Annotated in this window: 10 protein-coding genes and 1 pseudogene; 2 read left to right on the top strand and 9 right to left on the bottom strand. The window is 57.4% G+C overall.

From position 1 onward, the window contains the following. Window position 1: 1 nt before the first annotated feature. The 9 genes and pseudogenes from rtxC to CVM73_RS19140 form a co-directional block, all read right to left on the bottom strand. Window positions 2-1,060 carry a dhydrorhizobitoxine desaturase gene (gene rtxC, locus CVM73_RS19190; RefSeq protein ID WP_100233464.1) on the bottom strand — a complete coding sequence of 353 codons (1,059 nt, stop codon included), beginning with the start codon at window positions 1,058-1,060 and terminating at the stop codon, window positions 2-4. 31 nt (window positions 1,061-1,091) lie between these two features. Further along, entirely contained in the window at window positions 1,092-3,503 is a 2,412-nt protein-coding gene (locus CVM73_RS41640; RefSeq protein ID WP_430641310.1) for a 2-aminoethylphosphonate--pyruvate transaminase, read from the bottom strand. Between the two features lie 1,247 nt (window positions 3,504-4,750). Continuing rightward, window positions 4,751-4,975, bottom strand: a pseudogene (locus tag CVM73_RS19175) (hypothetical protein); the annotation flags it as partial. A 660-nt stretch (window positions 4,976-5,635) separates the two neighbouring features. Further along, window positions 5,636-7,519 (bottom strand): sulfate adenylyltransferase subunit CysN, encoded by a 1,884-nt coding sequence (gene cysN / locus CVM73_RS19170; protein WP_100233461.1) that lies wholly within the window; start codon window positions 7,517-7,519, stop codon window positions 5,636-5,638. Further along, window positions 7,519-8,475: a sulfate adenylyltransferase subunit CysD gene (gene cysD, locus CVM73_RS19165; RefSeq protein ID WP_283809928.1), complete on the bottom strand. Its 957-nt coding sequence runs from the start codon at window positions 8,473-8,475 to the stop codon at window positions 7,519-7,521. The genes cysN and cysD overlap by 1 nt, the downstream gene beginning before the upstream one ends. A 220-nt stretch (window positions 8,476-8,695) precedes the next feature. Continuing rightward, window positions 8,696-9,796, bottom strand: coding sequence for a nodulation protein NoeE (gene noeE, locus CVM73_RS19160; protein WP_100233459.1), 1,101 nt, complete (start codon window positions 9,794-9,796; stop codon window positions 8,696-8,698). Window positions 9,797-11,739: 1,943 nt separating this feature from the next. Then, window positions 11,740-11,925 (bottom strand): hypothetical protein, encoded by a 186-nt coding sequence (locus tag CVM73_RS19155; protein WP_183246806.1) that lies wholly within the window; start codon window positions 11,923-11,925, stop codon window positions 11,740-11,742. Between the two features lie 749 nt (window positions 11,926-12,674). Then, a complete protein-coding gene (locus tag CVM73_RS19150; protein ID WP_208639224.1) occupies window positions 12,675-12,986 on the bottom strand; it encodes a hypothetical protein in 312 nt (103 codons plus the stop codon). A gap of 1,793 nt (window positions 12,987-14,779) precedes the next feature. Next, window positions 14,780-15,007 (bottom strand): hypothetical protein, encoded by a 228-nt coding sequence (locus tag CVM73_RS19140; RefSeq protein WP_100233537.1) that lies wholly within the window; start codon window positions 15,005-15,007, stop codon window positions 14,780-14,782. A 1,310-nt stretch (window positions 15,008-16,317) separates the two neighbouring features. Here CVM73_RS19140 and CVM73_RS19125 point away from each other — a divergent pair. Together CVM73_RS19125 and CVM73_RS19120 are read left to right on the top strand one after the other, a co-directional pair. Then, window positions 16,318-16,638, top strand: a complete 321-nt coding sequence (locus CVM73_RS19125) for a hypothetical protein (RefSeq protein ID WP_146006624.1) — start codon at window positions 16,318-16,320, stop codon at window positions 16,636-16,638. Window positions 16,639-16,657: 19 nt separating this feature from the next. Next, window positions 16,658-16,909, top strand: a complete 252-nt coding sequence (locus tag CVM73_RS19120) for a hypothetical protein (protein WP_245452355.1) — start codon at window positions 16,658-16,660, stop codon at window positions 16,907-16,909. The last annotated feature ends 118 nt before the right edge of the window (window positions 16,910-17,027 follow it).

The following is a 17,027-nucleotide window of genomic DNA, read 5'->3' as shown; positions in this document are numbered from 1 at the left end:
GTCACGCGACCTGCCCTCGCGAGCGAATCTCGGCAACAGACTGCTCATACAAGCGTCGATTCCGCTCCTTTAACTGACCTATGACGCTAGGTTGGCCTTGAGGCCCCTTGACAAAGAGTCCGCCCCAGGTCGCGGCAACCTTCGCATAGTTGGGATCCTGCATTCGGATTTTCTGAGCTTTGCGTAACAGCCAAAACGGGATACCCGGCGAAAGGTGATGCTCAAGGTGGTACTCATCCAGATTCTGCCCGAGGATGGCCCGCTCGAGGAAATTTCCTTTCCGATTCCTGGTGAGATAGACGTTCTGCGTCTCGGTTTCGCACATAGGTGAGTGCTCGGCTAGCTCGATAAACCAGCCGAGGACCTGAAACGTGGTGAGATAGGGCACGATCCAAAACAGGACGACGATATGGAGCAGCCCAACAGCATATGACCCGGCCAGGATGCTGATCCAGAAGAGATAGAAGCCATACTTGTCGATAAGTATGCTTGAGCGGCTCTGATCCTCGGCATCTGTGATCGAAAATCGATTGGTCCAAAGATACTTCAGATACGCTACTGTCGCGCCGCCGAAGATCGGCTTCCAGATCATGTTGAAAGCGTACCGGTCCGGAGGCTGCACGTCGTAAACGCCGCTGGCCAGGAAGAACTTCAGGTCGGGATCCTTGTCCGGGTCTCCGAGGTAGGGATGATGCAAATAGACGTGCGAGATCCGGTAGGCCCAATGGCGCTGGAACAAGGGATAGGAAGCGAACAGAATGCCCAGGACGTAGTTCCAGGTCGTGTTCTTCGCGAGCGTACGGTGGGCCGCATCATGAGCGATGGTTGTCAAGCCGCGCTGATAGGCACCAATCAGAAGGACCGCCAGCGGGTAGAGCCACCATGAGACCGACACAGTGGCGAGCGTGCACGCTGTGATGACAGCGTAATCTTTGGCAATATAAGCCGCTCCCGTTATGTTGTCGGGCCTCAGCTCGGAGAGCTGCCTATTGATTTCCCGGCTGAATTGTACGGCCTCATAGCGTGATGACCTCAATTTCCAAGCATCTGCCTGATTCATGAGAACCTCCTCCTGATTGCCTTGCAGGTTGTCAGATTGCGGAAAGCGCCTTATCCAGATCGCGCAGGATGTCGTTCACATCTTCGATGCCGACGCAAAGTCGGATCGAGCCGCCAAATATGCCGGCGGCTTCGCGCTTTTCCCGCGGGACGGTGGTGTGGGTCGTCGAGACGGGATGGGTCACGAGCGTGCGGGCATCGCCTACATTCGAAACGTGATACATCAAGTCGACGTTCTGGATGAACTTTCGCCCGGCTTGTTCGTCCTCTACTTCGAACATGACCATCGCCCCGTGGCCGTATGCAGCACTGAGTGTCTGGTCGACGATTTCCCGATCGGCGCCTTCAAAGAGCCCCGGGTAGAACACACGGCGTACTTTTGGATGCTCCTTGAGAACGTCGGCCACGATCGTGGCATTCGCGCAGTGCTGCTTCATACGAAGTGGCAGCGTTTCAAGCCCTTGGATCAGTTGAAAGCTCGCAAACGGAGCGATGGCCGCGCCGGTATCGCGCAACCAGGTCATGCGAGCCTTGAGAAGAAACTCGCTCTTTCCTAGATCGTCGACATCGCGCACCGCGTTATGCCAAACAATTCCGCCATGCGCATCGTCGGGACGGTTAAACAAGGGAAAGCGAGAGGCTCCCCGGTAGCTAAACTCGCCGTTGTCAACGATCAGTCCACCGAGCGTCGTGCCATGGCCGCATATATATTTCGTTGCGGAGTACGTCGTAATAGCAGCGCCGAGATCTGACGGCCGGCATACCAGTGGCGTCGTCGTATTGTCCACGACCAAAGGCACGCCGTACTTTCGGCCGATCTCGGCCAGCTGTTTGACGGGGAGCGGAATCAGACAAGGATTCGAAATCACCTCTCCGAACAGGCATATCGTGCGATCATCAATGGCACGTTCAAACGTCTCTGGCCTTCGAGGATCGGCCGTCCTCACGCTGATCCCAAGACGCTTCAAGGTGTTGTGGAGCAGGTTCCAGGTATTGCCATATAGATACGGAGAAGCGACGACATTGTCCCCCACTTCGCCACTTGACAGGTTGACGATAGCAAGGAACGTCGCTGCTTGACCTGACGCAACGGCGAGCGCGTCCCTTCCCATATCGACGGCGGCGTAGCGCCTTTCCAGCGCGCGCGTCGTTGGATTGATGATCCTAGTGTAGGTGAACCCATCGGCCTTGACGTTGTAGACGTCGGCAATGTGGTTTAGATCGCCATCGAGTTCATAAGCTGTATTCTGGTAAATCGGCACTGCGACAGCTTTCGTTGCTACGTCACGGCGATAGCCCGCATGCAGAACAGCAGTCTCGGCCGAAAACGGCAGCTGCCAGTCCCCAGCCGCTCGCGCCGGCATCGTTACGCGAGCCCCGCATGACTCTTGGGCCGACATCGGCGCCGCTGACCGAGCCTGACCGGACCGGAAATATGTACGAAAAGCGCAGCCTAACTGCTCGATCCAGCTGGATTGAATTTCCCCAATACAACCGACGCGGAAGCTCCGCGTCGCAAGATGCAGCTTCGAGTAGACGTAAAGGTTGTGGGCCGCCAAGTGGCGATACAGCCCATCGAATCCTGCTTGGTCCACGATTCCGGATGGCGCACTGAACGCGACGCAGACCGGCGACTGCAACTCCGTGGGCAGCACCGGAGACACCACACCTTCGAGTTCTTTGACGAGATCGTCCCTGACCTTCTCATACCTGCAGCGCCTGGCATCAATGCCCTCCTCGTGTAGAATCTCCAGGGCCTTTGTCGTTGCCTGAACGATGTGTGTGGGAGGGGTCGATCGCCACTCACCCGTGCGCTCGAGCGAGAGCCATTGATCTCTCACGTCGAGCACAAACGACCTCGGTTCTTGAACCGCATTCTCCAGCAGCTCGCGAGACGCGATGACAAACGCTACTCCCGGCGGGCCCTCTATGCACTTGTTGCCCGAGGTGACCAGGACGTCAGGTCCACGCGGGCTCAGATCAATATTAAGGGCGCCGAAAGAACTCATCCCATCGATGATGGTCTTTACGCCACGTCGCCTCGCCTCTTCAACGATCGCGTCCAGCGGATTGACGATTCCGGTTGTCGTCTCACAATGCACGAAACACAGGTGCGTAACGCCAGGATTTCGGCTCAGATGTTCGCCAATTTCTTGAGGATCCAAAGGATCGGTCGCTCGCTTGACAAGCTTCAGTGCTTCGACGCCCCACAGCTGCAACATTCGGAAAATGCGCTCGCCATAGATGCCGTTTATGCAGACGAGCGGCCTGTCGGCTCGGGACACAAATGAAGAGAGAGCAGCTTCCATTGCAAAGGAGCCACCTCCCTGAATAGGCACCACCGAATAGTCTTCAGCATTTCCCAGCAAGCTGAGCATCAGCCGCCTCATGCAGGCGGTCACTTCCTTGAACTCGCAATCGCGGGATGCGAGATCAAGCTGCATCTGGCTTCTGACTGCCAGCGATAACGACAATGGACCAGGCGTCAGCAAAGAGCGCTGTCTTGTCAAACCATTCCTCCTCAGATTGTAGTCGTCAATAGATCCGGAGTATGCCCACCCCACCCAGGGAGGCCCTATGGCGAGCGTCGACTTCTTCGGTCAAACGCAATAGATCGCGGCCGCGTTTCGGGTCGGCGTCCGAAAAGCCTGCCGGATGGCAAGCCTCCATATCTCATCGCAGATGCACAGCGATCTTTCGCAAAGCTCCTCACCGATACCATTCACACCTCTCAGAAATTGGCTTTGCGAGCGCGCGCTCGAACGCAAGTGGCGCCCACGCGCGCTCTTATCCTGCCATCACGAAGCGGCAGGTTGGCCGACCGACTTACGCGTGTGAACCTGCGCCATTCAGGCAAACTTGACGGTGGGGAACGATGCAGTCGGATCATCGCGCCCGAATGCAGATCAAGGCATGGCACACTTGATGATCGTCGTTCGCAGCGGGAGTCTGATGCATGGGCTCAAGACTTGGTGCATTCGCACTCCGTCGCTCGTTGGAGGGTTTGTGACGCCGATGACTGTCGTTGTCCATTTCGAGATCGTACAACTTGACGTTAGGGGCGTTTCAACCCTCTCGCGGATTTTCTCGCGTGAATTTTTCCTGACGTACCCCCATCTGGCGGCGACAAGCCGAAGGTAGCAAAGTGCGGAGATTCACAGCGAGGTAGAATAATTTGAGAGTTCGACCTCAGGACCGTCGGCATTCCGCCTGCAAGCGCGATACCTGCAGGTAAGTGATGGCCCAATCTTCCCGTTCACGTACAATCCTCGCCATACCCCCAGATGGAGTACGTGTTTCTCCGCCGTACCGGCGAGATCCCCCTGCATGGTGGTGCCTGGAAAGTGTATGCCCTCGTCGCAGATGACTGTCGGTATCACGTCGTTGCGCTTGAATGGAGCGGCCTTGCCAGGCTGTGGTCGAGCCCGGGTCGAAGACAATTGGGCGACCTTGGATCGCTGGCCGTTTAGCAACGATCAGTTCGACACCTTTCGGCGAGTCGCCGTGAAGCAGAACATCTCATCCTGCTTTGCTAGGACTACGTCGAGCCGACTCCAGATGAGTGGCACGTGTCCTCTCTGCGAGCAGTCGCTAGGCTGGTGGCATCTCTCGGTTTTGTACGCCCCTTCGCGGCGAGAACGTCTTACGGATCAATCATCGGTTTGTGAGCGTGCCGTGGTCGACGGTTGGTCCAACGCGTGAGGCCCGAGGTGAGCCGGAGTTCCATCGCGTCGCCGCACTCAATGAGCGCAAGTACCTCGGCCGTGAGGCGCTCTGGTTGGACGGATCGCACCTCCGAGCCCATCTGCTCGCGTTGGCTCCTCTGCAGCGCCTGCTCGTTGATGGCGAGCTCGCGTTCGACGCGGTCTACCGCGCGGTCGAATAGGTTGACGGTTGACCAGAGCGGATCATCAAGACATCGTCCTTGTCGCTTGCCTTGGACGAACTCCCTTGCCTTTTCGGCCGCGCCCATCGCCGGCTTCATGGCGATCAACGGCGGCAGGCGGAACGGAGCAGAACCCTAAGCATGGCAAGCTTCCGAAAGCTGGCACGGTCGCGACAGGAGGGAGTCGTGGCCCACTGCTAAGTTCGGATTGGTCAATATACTGAAGCAAGCGCCCGCTCGCTGGATGCGGCAAGGCTCGGAAAACCCAGGCCCGACCCCTCTTGCTGCGCGAAAGATCGATGCCGGCCGAGACGCTGCCTGGCTCGGCTTTATGGGACCTCGGCATGTCGCTGGCCGCACGCGTAGCAAGAAGCGCTAAGCGAAACTCAACCTACTGGGATTCGGACTTTCTCTGGCCTTTGTCATGGCGTCGTAGATTCTGATCTGGAGCATGGAAGGGCGCTTCTTGAGCTCCTCCGCTGCCGCCCATGCTCCATCTCTGCTCGCGTACTCGGTCTTGAATTGACCATCCACTTCGAGCACGTAACCGGAAGCGGGCAGTCAAGGAATGGGGGCGACCATTTTGTTCCTTTAGAGCGAAAAGTCCGACCGCGGGCCCGCCTGAGCCGCATCGCCTTGGCCGGGCCAGCAGGATATTGCTGCGAATCGATGGTGCGATGCGAGGGACATCTAACCATCAAGAATTGAGCGCGCCATCAAGACATCCACTACCGCTTCCGCTGAATGCTCTAGGGTCTGCTCCATGGTCCTGAGATGAACATCCGGTGTTGTTGGTGCTTCGTAGCACGAATCGATTCCGGTGAAGTTCTTGATCTTGCCGGATTTCACTTTTGAATACAGGCCTTTTGGGTCTCGCCGCGCGCATTCCTCGATCGGCGTATCGACAAAGACTTCTATGAACTCTTCCTTGCCAACCAGGCCGCGCACCCTGTCCCGTTCGGCCCTAGAGGGCGAGATGAACGAGCAGATCACGATCAAGCCGCTGTCCGCCATCAACTTGGCAACTTCAGCGACCCGCCGAATGTTCTCCACGCGGTCCGTCTCCGAGAAGCCGAGGTCCGCGTTTAATCCGTGCCGGAGGTTGTCGCCATCCAGCAGCATGGCATGCCGCGACATGCCACACAGCTTTTGATCAACCAGGTTGGCAATCGTCGTCTTTCCCGCGCCAGACAGGCCGGTGAACCAGATGACGCAAGGCTTCTGATTCTTGAGCGCGGCGCGCTCCCTCCTGTCCACGGATAGCGCTTGCCTAGCAATATTGGTGTCCCGCCGTAGCGGAAAGGCGATCATGCCAGCCCCGACCGTACGATTCGTGTAATGATCGATGAAGATAAATGATCCGGTCTTTCGATTGAGGTCGTAAGGATCGAATACTGCGGGCATTGCGGTTGCAACATCGCAGAAGGCGATCTCGTTGAGGGAAAGCATCCCGGCGGCCAGATGCTCACAGGTGTTGACGTCGATCCGATGCCTAATTGCGGAAATGCTGCCGGTAATCGTCTGCGATCCAATCCGCAGGACGTAATTGCGTCCAGGAGCGAGCGGCTCCTTGTCCATCCAGATCACATAAGCGGCGAACTGGCCGGCGACCTTCGGTCGGTCGTCCGGTCGCGACAGAATGTCGCCACGGCCGATATCGATTTCATCTTCCAGTGTAATGGTAACCGCATCGCCGGCTTCGGCGCCGACAAGGTCGCCATCGTGGGTCACGATCCGCTTGATGCGCGTGGTCCGTCCCGACGCGGCGACAACGATCTCGTCTCCTGCCGAGATCCTCCCGGAAGCCACCGTCCCGGCATAGCCCCGAAAATCCGGGTTTGGGCGGTTCACCCATTGGACCGGAAAGCGGAAAGCCTGGCCTGCGGTGCCGGACGGGATGTCAATGCTCTCCAAATGCTCGAGCAGGCAGGGACCATCGTACCAGTTGGCATGAGCGGAGCGATCCACAACGTTGTCGCCGTAGCGGCCCGAGATCGGGATCGGAACGATCGAGGTGAAGCCGAGACCGGCGGCAAAGGCCAGATAGTCACGGGCGATCCGATCGAAGCACTCTTTGTTGTATGCGACAAGATCGATCTTGTTCACTGCCAGAACGACATGACGAATACCAAGCAGCGAACAGATAAAGGAGTGGCGGCGGGTCTGAACCATCACGCCTTTGCGGGCATCGATCAGGATGATGGCGAGCTGGGCATGCGAGGCGCCGGTAGCCATATTGCGGGTATACTGCTCGTGGCCGGGAGTGTCGGCCACCATGAAGGAGCGCCGCGGCGTCGTGAAGAAGCGGTAGGCGACGTCGATCGTGATGCCCTGCTCCCGTTCGGCCTCGAGCCCGTCCATGAGCAACGCGAAATCGATGTCATTTCCGGCGCTACCGTGCTTGATGCTGTCGCGTTCCAGCACCGTGAGCTGATCGTGATAGATCATCTTGCTGTCGTGCAGTAACCGGCCGATCAGCGTCGATTTGCCGTCGTCCACCGAGCCACACGTGATGAATCGCAGCTGATCCTTTGTCCTGGCCGGGACCGCTTCCGTTGCCGGCTTTACAAACATCAAAAGTAGCCTTCCCTCTTCTTCTTCTCCATTGAAGCGGCTTCATCGACATCAATTAGACGTCCCTGGCGCTCCGACACAGTCGCAGTCTGCATTTCTGCGACGATGTCTTCAATCGCCATCGCATCGGATTCAATAGCCCCGCTCAAAGGATAACATCCAAGCGTGCGAAAGCGGATCATCCGCATTTCCGGCGTCTCGCCGCAGTTGAGCGGCAATCGTTTGTCGTCGATCATGATCGTCGCACCATTCCGACGCACTGTGGGTCTTTGTTTTGCGAAGTAGAGCGGAACGACGGGAATCTTCTCGAGCATGATGTATTCCCAGACATCGAGCTCGGTCCAGTTTGACATCGCAAACACGCGCATGGTTTCACCCTGGCGTATGCGTGTGTTGAACAGGCTCCAAAGCTCCGGCCGCTGGTTACGGGGGTCCCATACGTGTCCGGCCGAACGGAAGGAGAGTATCCGTTCTTTTGCGCGACTCTTTTCCTCATCGCGCCGGGCGCCGCCAAAGGCGGCATCAAATCCGTGGAGGTCGAGGGCCTGCTTCAGCGCGTCTGTCTTCATCACCTGGGTATGGAGCGCGGAGCCGGAATCGATCGGATTGATCCCGCGCGCGATGCCCTCCTTGTTGATATGGACAATCAAGTCGAGGCCGAGCCGCTTGGCTGTCGCGTCTCGAAAGCTGATCATCTCACGGAACTTCCAGGTCGTGTCGACGTGAAGCAGGGGGAAAGGCAATTTTGCCGGATAGAACGCCTTGATCGCAATGTGCAGCATCACGCTTGAGTCTTTTCCGATCGAGTAAAGCATGACCGGCCTTTCAAACTCGGCGACCACATCACGCATGATTTCAATCGATTCAGCTTCGAGACGGCGCAGATGTATCGGCAGCATATATCTTCTTTTCGATGCAGGATCGCTGTTCTTCGCCGTTCTGTGGCTCCAGCCCAGAGTGTGGAATATCCGCGGCGGATACGGCCGGCCAAGCGGCAGGCTCGTCCATGAGGTCAAGCTCCATTGGGCAGCAGACTTGCAGACGCGGCAGCATATCCTATTCCTCCTCTGGTGCGGCCGGCGCCGGCCTCATACCTGATCGGGAGATCAGCTCGTGCGGGTCAAGGATCTTGGCTAAATCAACCAGCGTGTTTTGATCGCAAGCATTCAGATCGCCCTAGGAGTTATTGAGGATCTGCTCAAGCCGCGCGACCTCGCCTCGCAACATCTCGATAGCCGCGTCGCGGTTCTCCGAAACGTTCCAAGCAGTATGGACCGGCTCTCCAGTGTGACAGGGGCCGGATAATGCTCCGGCCTTGGTACTTCGCAAATCCCACCAGGTTCGGAATATCCGGCGATAGAGTTCGGTTACCTCACCTCCCCTATCCAGCACTCCGGCTTTCTGTGCCCGCAGCAGTTCCTGCTCATATCCGAGTTCTAGCAAAAGCTCAGCGCCGACCAAATCAGTCACGGTTTGCATCTCTTCGACGCTCAATTGAGATTGCCATGATTTGACAGAGCTTTCGTCGACGGCGTTTCGTTCCAAGATTTTTCGATCCCCAAAGCTGCTGGATCGAAGATAATCTGCTTGTCTCATCCCAGCCGATGCGACGGACGCTGGGTCACAGCCGAGCCCCTTCAACAGACGCCGGATTTCCTCGTCCGGATGCGCCACGAGCAGTTCATATTGCACGAACTGTGTCTGCGGGCGAGAGCGGTGCGCGGCGAGCTTGGGAAGGCCCAGAACCAAATCGGCGAGTAAAGTTATGATGACGTCGGGCAGACGGAGCATGAGATCGGCGAGACTGGATACGCTAACCGAATGCGGGCTTTCTGTCCGCAGTGGGACGCCCCACGTCGATTTCAGTGAAGCGGCGATGGCATAGGGATTTCGCATCAGAAGGATGTGTGGCGCTTCTGGATAGACAGCTTCAAGGAACTCGAGCACGGTCCAATACCGTGGTGTCTTGTCTATAATGATGCGCTTGCCCGCGTCCGCCAGATACTGATCATATGCTGCATCGGCATAAGCGCGGCTGGCGATCGTGCGATCTATCCGCCCCAGGAACTCCGAGGTCGCGGCCTTGATCAGTGAGCTGCCCGCCGGATGGCGCTGGTCCACCCTGCCAAATGCTTCAAGCGCCAGCATCAACCAGGGTTCAGGCGGAGCCACAATGTCTGGATGGTGCTGGAGCAAATGCGCCAGGAGTGTCGTCCCGGATCGTGGAATACCAAGAAGAAAGCACACCGCAGGCGAACGGCCAAAACGCCCGCTCATCGTTCAGACCCTCGTGCCTGAAAAGCAAACCCTGCCGGCACTCGCTCGATTGAGCGAAACAAAGCCAGCCGCGGGATCACATGGGCAGTCGCTTCCGTGCAAAGCATCAAAACGAGACAAGAATTTTGTCTAGCACTCATGAGTTTAGATCCGTTCAGTTCGATCGATCGGCGGGATCACCGAAAGATAACTGCAATCGCCCCCCCTCGATTGCCCGACAGTTAAAACGACGTCAAGCGGCAGCTCAATTACACGAAGATCGATTGCGGATATGGGAAGGTTGGAAAGAACTATACGGACGTTTGCCGAAGACCGCCCGCGATACAGGAAGGCTATTACGTGTAGTCATAAGTTGCCCGTTGCTGGGGCATTGAAGCCGTAAATGCGACATGCACCTCGCTGAATATTCGGCAGACCGGCGAGCGCGGCAAAGAAGCAGCCCACATCGCGGACATCTCACTGGGCGACGCGCAGCTATCTTGTCAGCGCGTATCGATCCTACACAACTTTGCCGTGCATACTGCCGTTGGTCCAAGACACTGAGCCATAGCTCCGGGGCGGTGACCTGCCGTCAGCTACACCACGCCAGGGACACGATCTCGCAAGCCCATCCGTCCGAACTATACCAACTGTTTGATTTCCCCGCTCTTGCAGCACTGCCGCCCCCCCCCTAATCGGCGCTAAGGACGGTTGTAAAGGACGGAACCTGGCTTAAGATGGCTGATCCAGCAAGCGCGCTTGGCCGCATCTATACTGACGGAAACGAGATTGTCCGGCCGATCACGTGGGAGAGCCATTGTGCTGGGCATCACTGGGCCACGGTGGGCGATCCTGATGGCGGTGACCTATTTGGGCAGAGAAAAAAGGGTTGTACCCGCCAATCTGGTGTCACGATTGATGCACGGCGGCTCTTCCTTCGTGACGACCCACTCAAAGTTGCTAGAGAAAAACGGTGCTGCGGCATAAGTCCTCCGCAAACGATGACCTGATCCTGCAGATGTCGCTAACGGCCAAAACGCGCAAGCATCTCGCGACTTTGGCGCCACGACAGGCAGCACAGGATGAGCTCACTTTTGATGAAAGCGGCATTGACCGATCAAGCGAGTTCATTGCCAAGGCTGCTACAGTGAGACATCGCCTGGAATGGGCCGGCTCTGGCATTCAGAAAGACCAAAAGCACGGCTGTCAGAAATGGAGCTCGCTAACCATGAGTCGCCCATTCTTCGAATATTTCTTGAAGCGGCGCGGTCGAAGGTGGTTGTGGTCCGTTCACAACGCCGACGGCGCGCAGGTGATGACGGGTTCAGGACGTAACCGGTCCGCCGCCATCTACCAAGCTAACAGAGCGCTTTTTCAATTGCTGCTGAGCGCGCCATATCGCGTCGGAGCTCGAGCTATCCGACAGGCTCGGCGAGGTTGGCTTACGCCCAAACTTTAGCCGGGCACGAGCTTCGAGGATGCCCCTTTCGCGAGTTTGTTTCCATTTGGCTAAAGCGGTCAGCCGATGAGTTCGGCCCAGCGCGGCCAAGACTGTCTCGCCGAAGCTGAAGAAGCTGCTGACCGAACGGATGCTCGATTTGGCCCTATGGGAGTTCGTTTAAGACTGGTTAGCTTCTCGGGAGCTAACGCGCCTAGGACTCGGCGTTTTGGCCCCATCGCATGCGTCCGGGGACCGAGCGTTTCGGTGTTTTATCTTATGGGCTAAGAGTATCTCTTCACTCGCGATCATACATCGCTAGCGGCCGTCGAAAGCGCCTTCCAAAAAACTTGATCAAAGATGAGGACGCGTTGGGGCCCGTTCCGCGACGTTGAAGGCCATCCAGCACGTGCGTGAAAAACTCTCTCAGCGCGGATCGGCAAAGCTATTTTGCGACAAAGTTTCTATGACCAAAGAGGGCGGCCCGCAAGCCGCCCTACCGCGTCATAGCCAGCGTTGCTCAAGATTACCGCTGATGTCCGAGTCCAATTCCGAGATTTAAGGCCTTCTGGCGCAGCGCGCCGGCGCTGCGTCTGGTCATTTTTGCTATTTTTATGACCGGGGTCCGAGCCTTCGAATGGACTTTGAGCTCTTTGATATCAGCCTTCGTCCACTCGCGCCGCTTGACGCGTTTCTTTGTTGCTTTTTTCACGATGAATGCTCCTTCTGAGAAGAGCGCTTGTAACATAGTTTTTTCGCAGCGACGACCGTAAAAAAAAGGGCCATCATCGGAACTCGCGCCAGGTATTAGCTCGGTCATGCTTTCGGAAGACAAGGCGTCTGGACCCTAGTGCAGGAATTGTAAACTTCGTACAGCCTCTGTGTAGAGAGGATTCGTTACAATTGAATGCTCAATCGACGCCTTTCTATTCGAAGCGAAGCACGTAGACTAACATGTTCTGGAATGAGCAAGCCAATCGCGATGAACCTGAACAGCTGCATCTCGCGTAGGTTCGTGATTTGTATTAAGCCTAGAGTGATCAAACATCGAGGCCCTGAGAGACATCGGGGCGGTCTCTTGGTCACCTTATGACGATTAGCGCGCTCGTTATCTAAACGCCAGAGCTCCCTTCGGGCGTGCGCGAATACTAGATCGGTCAGGGCTTCGTGTCGGTGGTTCGGGCTCGGCTCAACGCGTCGGAGTGCACGAAGACATCAGCTCCACCATTCCTTAGGTTAGATGAAGCTATATCATCCCTTGGTCGCGTTGAACCACTTCACAGTACGAATAGCCACTGCATTTATATCCAAACTGAACTTGCGCAATCTAGTCCGCGCACGTGGCCATCAGCAAGGGATTGAGCGGCAAGCCGTCACGCCGATAGCCCTTCGTGCTCTAGCGCTTGCCGGCGAGCGCTTTCTGCGCGCGCTCGTTCGTAGCTGCGAAGACACCAGGGGCGGCTACTCATCTTCGCGCTCTTGAGCGATCTCCCGCTTAACCTGACCCTGCATAGTACCCACATCTACAAATTCGAGCCTTTCAAGAGTCTTCCTTCCCTCGTCGGTGATAATCCAGCACCCGGCCTCTCGCTCGATCAGCCTTTGGCCAAAAATATCGAGTCGGGGCGCTCGGCTCGCGATGCGCTCCATACGCGCCGGCCACTCTGGGCCGCTGCTGTAATAAATGGCCAAATGCTGTTTAACGACTTCGATGCTCGCCCGTCCGTGCGGCTGGCCGGCAAGTATCTTTAGTATGGACAGCTGAAAACTCACGCGCGCACGCCATTGAGTCGAGGAAAAGCTCCATAATACTTATCCTGAGGGAAGCCGCAGCGCCGTGCGCGGCTTTTCAAAAGAAAACTTGCGCCATAAGCCTAATGAAGCTGAGTACCCGCCCGCCGTCGACGCGGTAAGCAAGGTTCTCGACGGCATCGGCGACATCCTGCCCAGAGTGTTTTGAAGAATGGGTCAGCGGAGATAGCCGCGTTGGCTACGCGTGTGACGAGGTCTCGACTGCCGTCTTCGACCGATTCGATATCAAACTACGCCGGTGGTAACCGCGCTGTTGCACATCTTGGCGAATAACATCGCTCACTGAACGCACCGCCCGCTTCTTTCGCTTCCAACTGCCGGCCAACCCCGCAGGGATCGCAAACCCTTGCGGAACGACCAAAAGATCGCGTCTTCCGTTCACATAAATATCGAACATGTCGTCCCTCGGTTGACACCAGCGTAGATTTCCGGTTCATACATTTGGTGACATCGAAGCAACAGTTGCGCTTAAAGACTACGCGAGTTGTCTCCGGATTTCGCCCGCACTTGAGAGTGCACGGCGCAATCTCGCTTCTCCTTCACGTGCTCCGCATTGCCGAGAATACAGGAGCCTTCGCGCGCGCCCTATTGTCGCTAACAGATTCCCCCTCTCTGGGCGTCGTTCAAGGCAAAAAGCCTTGCAGGCGACCGTCGGATCGATAACGAGCCGGTGAACTGAGTTGCCCTTTATACAGGGGCCTGATCTGTGATGCGACGGACTTTTGCCGCTCGGACGAATTTGATTGAACGTTTGTCTGCCGTGGCAATTCTCTTTTGTTCTGAGTTTATCCCTGACCACCGCGCGATCGAATCGTACTCGGATGCTGATGTTACAATGTACGTGAGGACCGTCGCGGGCGCGATGGTGCCGACGGACGCGAACGTGTTCACGTCCCAACTTACCGCCCGTTCATAGCGGCTATTGAGGACGACGGCGACGCTGGCAGCCTGGCGGCGAAAGTGAGCAATCCGCAGAGGTAAACGCCGGATCGTATTCCCATCGCCGCCAAACAGCGAGTACAGACATAAGGGCTGTCGTGGATTTCGGCAATGAGGCTTGTCCTGTGTCGGCCTTCTTCGAATGTGGGCATGCTCACGAGCGGACTTGCATGGTTATGCCTCTCGAGGTTGGCGGCGCAGAGGACTTTGGTCTGACATAGGCCGCTCACCCGCTGCAGATCGCGCAATACGTCTCCATAGCCGCAGCAAGCGCGTTCTCGGAACACCCGGCAAGCGCGAGGCGCTCCTGAGCTGTTCAGGAGAGCGCGCTCTTTGCGCCATGGTTTGAAAGGCAGATGCGGACAGATTAAGGTCACGTGCGATCGCATCGATGTGCTGCGGGCTCAAGAGAAGGCCGGTTCGGATGTCCGGGACGGGCTCGCGCGCAACCGGCTGAGTAAATGCCTTAACTGCAGATTGGCCAACCACGCATACCCTTTGAGACAGCCATGGCTGCCAGAGGCAGACTTGCTCTTGTCACGAATCAAACAAGACCGATTTGTGGGAGCGGATCCTTCGATCCGGGTGGCCCTGCCGGTACGACGCTTTACGGAGCGCTGCAGAGCCAGTTGGGCGGCAGGCGGAAAACCCTCCAGCGAGGTCCGCTAGGTGTCGTGAGACAATAGGGCGCTCGCCGATTTGACGCCAGCATCACCAGTTGTTCTCGAATCGACGGTCGACGCGACCCTGTCCGGGATCACGCTTAGATTATAAATTGACCCACAACCCAATTCGCAGACTCCCTCCGCCAAAGGCTAACCAGCCCATGCCGGCGGCAATGCAGGCGGGGTTCGGAGCTCTATCACATCGGCGAAGACGGTCCAGTCGCGGACACTCTTTTGCTTGCAGAAATCGCTCTCCGCCTGCTGTGCAGCAGCGCACACCGAGGCGGCATCGACCTTGAACGTCGCCTGACAGGCACGATGTTCGTGCCCGGTATCGTCACAAACGGTCTTGATGAACCGAACATTAAATGAAGGCATGGCATCCTCTTCTTGTGGTTTGCTTATCCACCATTCTGCCATTCGCTCCACAAGAGTATTTGATCTGCCTCAAGCGGCATCCCCAACCGGTTGTCCGCTCCTCCATCGAGATAAGGTCGAAACTTTGGCAGCGCGACTCGAGCGCTCCTGTTGTCGCGCAGACCACGCGGCCTCTACTTTTCCAGCTTGGCGGATCGCACTCTGTTTTGCGCCGAGGGATAACGCCTTCTGGTCTACTCATGCCCTCGACTGACAAAATTGAACGACCGATGACTCGAGGAACGTCTGAAGAGACGACGCATGCGCCGTCACGCCCGAGATGCCGGCTATTGATCTCTGTCGATCCATACTCAACCGATGGCAATATTGAGAGGCCGCTAACTTTACACGCGATACTTGGTGATCTCACGAGGCATTGCCGCAAACACCAGGTCGTCGCGCCAATCACTGAACAGAGCCATTTCTGAGGCGCGCCGGCGGCCGAAGCAATCGATGGCGAGACCTATGCGCACGTGATCGTGGGCCAAGATGAGGCAAACTGCCCCTGCGGCCGCGACAGCACAGCCGATGATCACGCTTGTCGCAGCCAAAGTTTCGATGAGCCCACGGCTCAAGACGTCAGCGCCAAAGCCTTTGGCTGGGATCTGCCCGGCAAGGCCACCGGCATTGCGAGGCGAGCGATCAATTGACCATCCGCTTGCCGGCTATCGCAAACATTGAGGACAAATGCCGTCGTGGCCCATTCGCGAGCGGCACGCCTCAAATCAACCCCGCTACACGCTGGCGCGTTGCGGACCAACGCGAGGCCCTCGCGGATCGCCCGACTTGGGACATGTTGCCAGCCAACGCGGGCCTGTGGGGCTCGCAGCAGCCGCTCGAGCTCGGCCCAGCTCTTTTTGACCTGTATCAAATACTGCGGCGACTGCCTACTGATAGAAGTGAGCTTCCCGTCCAAGGTCACACACATGGCAGAAAGAAAGACTTGGCGCCCCATCATCTTTTCATGTCCAGATACCGGCGACCGAGTTCAAGGACTGCTGCCGGACGTCCCCGAGCCGCGTGCCGATGACCTACACACAAGAACCTGCGCCGCGTGCGAAGGCGTCCACTTCATCGACCCGCGGACGGGCGCGATGATCGGCGCCGAGCGCAGCTAGGCTCATCCGAATGGTGTCAAGCGAGTTCCGGCGTCTTCGGGTTCTCGGGGATGCCGCCCCGCTCACAAGGGCGCGGCTGACGTCATCACAACCCAATGCCCCACGTTGACGCCGTGGGACAAAGAGATTTCCCACCAACGAGGGGTGTTCGACATGACAGACCACGGGGACATTCGTCCCGCCGCCGGCCAGATCGCGGGAGCGGCAGTCCAGTTCAACTTCTGCAGAACAGCGTTTAATACCAAGCGCCGAGAACCTGAGCTGATCCAGATCGATTCGACCGAGGCCCGGGAGTTGTTTCGCAGCGCCAATCCTAATATTTCGGGTGGCGAGCCGATCATGTCCCGGCATGATAGGTTCAACGGCGCCACGGCCGATAAAACCCCGGCCGCGGCTGGCGCAATGGGGACCACGCCGCCTGGGCAATATTGGGCTGAGCCTGCTCGCGCGGCGGCCAAGCCATCTCCTGTATAGTTCAGAAGGTTGCCTGAATTTGTCAGCCTACAGCGATGAACACCGTCCAAGATCTACTGGCGACCTGACCTGGGAGCGGGTCGAAACGGCGCCGCCCTTTGATCAGGATCTGGAGATTGCCGTGATCGAGGGGAATGCCATTCACCGGGTGGTCTTTCCTTGCCGCCGGGCCTTCGGCGGCTGGATCAAGGCCAAGTCCGGAGAACACGTAGCCGTGCAGCCGACGCACTGGCGCATATGGCCAGATGGCGGCGGCCGTCTTTCACAATAGATTGGTGTGAGCTGAGGCGCGTTCTGCTCCGGTGGCCCTCGTGGGAAACAATGTAGAGTCGATCGAATGAGAGGGTCTACCAGGAAGCATGTCGGACCACATCTGGTAAGGCTATGGC

Origin of the sequence: Bradyrhizobium forestalis, from assembly GCF_002795245.1 — a bacterium.
GTDB lineage: Bacteria > Pseudomonadota > Alphaproteobacteria > Rhizobiales > Xanthobacteraceae > Bradyrhizobium > Bradyrhizobium forestalis.
Note: the sequence above shows the minus strand (reverse complement) of the source record. Positions and strands in the feature narration are given on the sequence as shown.

Coding starts and splice junctions, on each gene's coding strand:
- CVM73_RS41640 (WP_430641310.1), bottom strand. CDS start 3,503: ATGCAGCTTGATCTCGCATCCCGCGATTGCGAGTTCAAGGAAGTGACC.
- CVM73_RS19125 (WP_146006624.1), top strand. CDS start 16,318: ATGACAGACCACGGGGACATTCGTCCCGCCGCCGGCCAGATCGCGGGA.
- cysN (WP_100233461.1), bottom strand. CDS start 7,519: ATGTTTGTAAAGCCGGCAACGGAAGCGGTCCCGGCCAGGACAAAGGAT.
- noeE (WP_100233459.1), bottom strand. CDS start 9,796: ATGAGCGGGCGTTTTGGCCGTTCGCCTGCGGTGTGCTTTCTTCTTGGT.
- rtxC (WP_100233464.1), bottom strand. CDS start 1,060: ATGAATCAGGCAGATGCTTGGAAATTGAGGTCATCACGCTATGAGGCC.
- CVM73_RS19140 (WP_100233537.1), bottom strand. CDS start 15,007: ATGCCTTCATTTAATGTTCGGTTCATCAAGACCGTTTGTGACGATACC.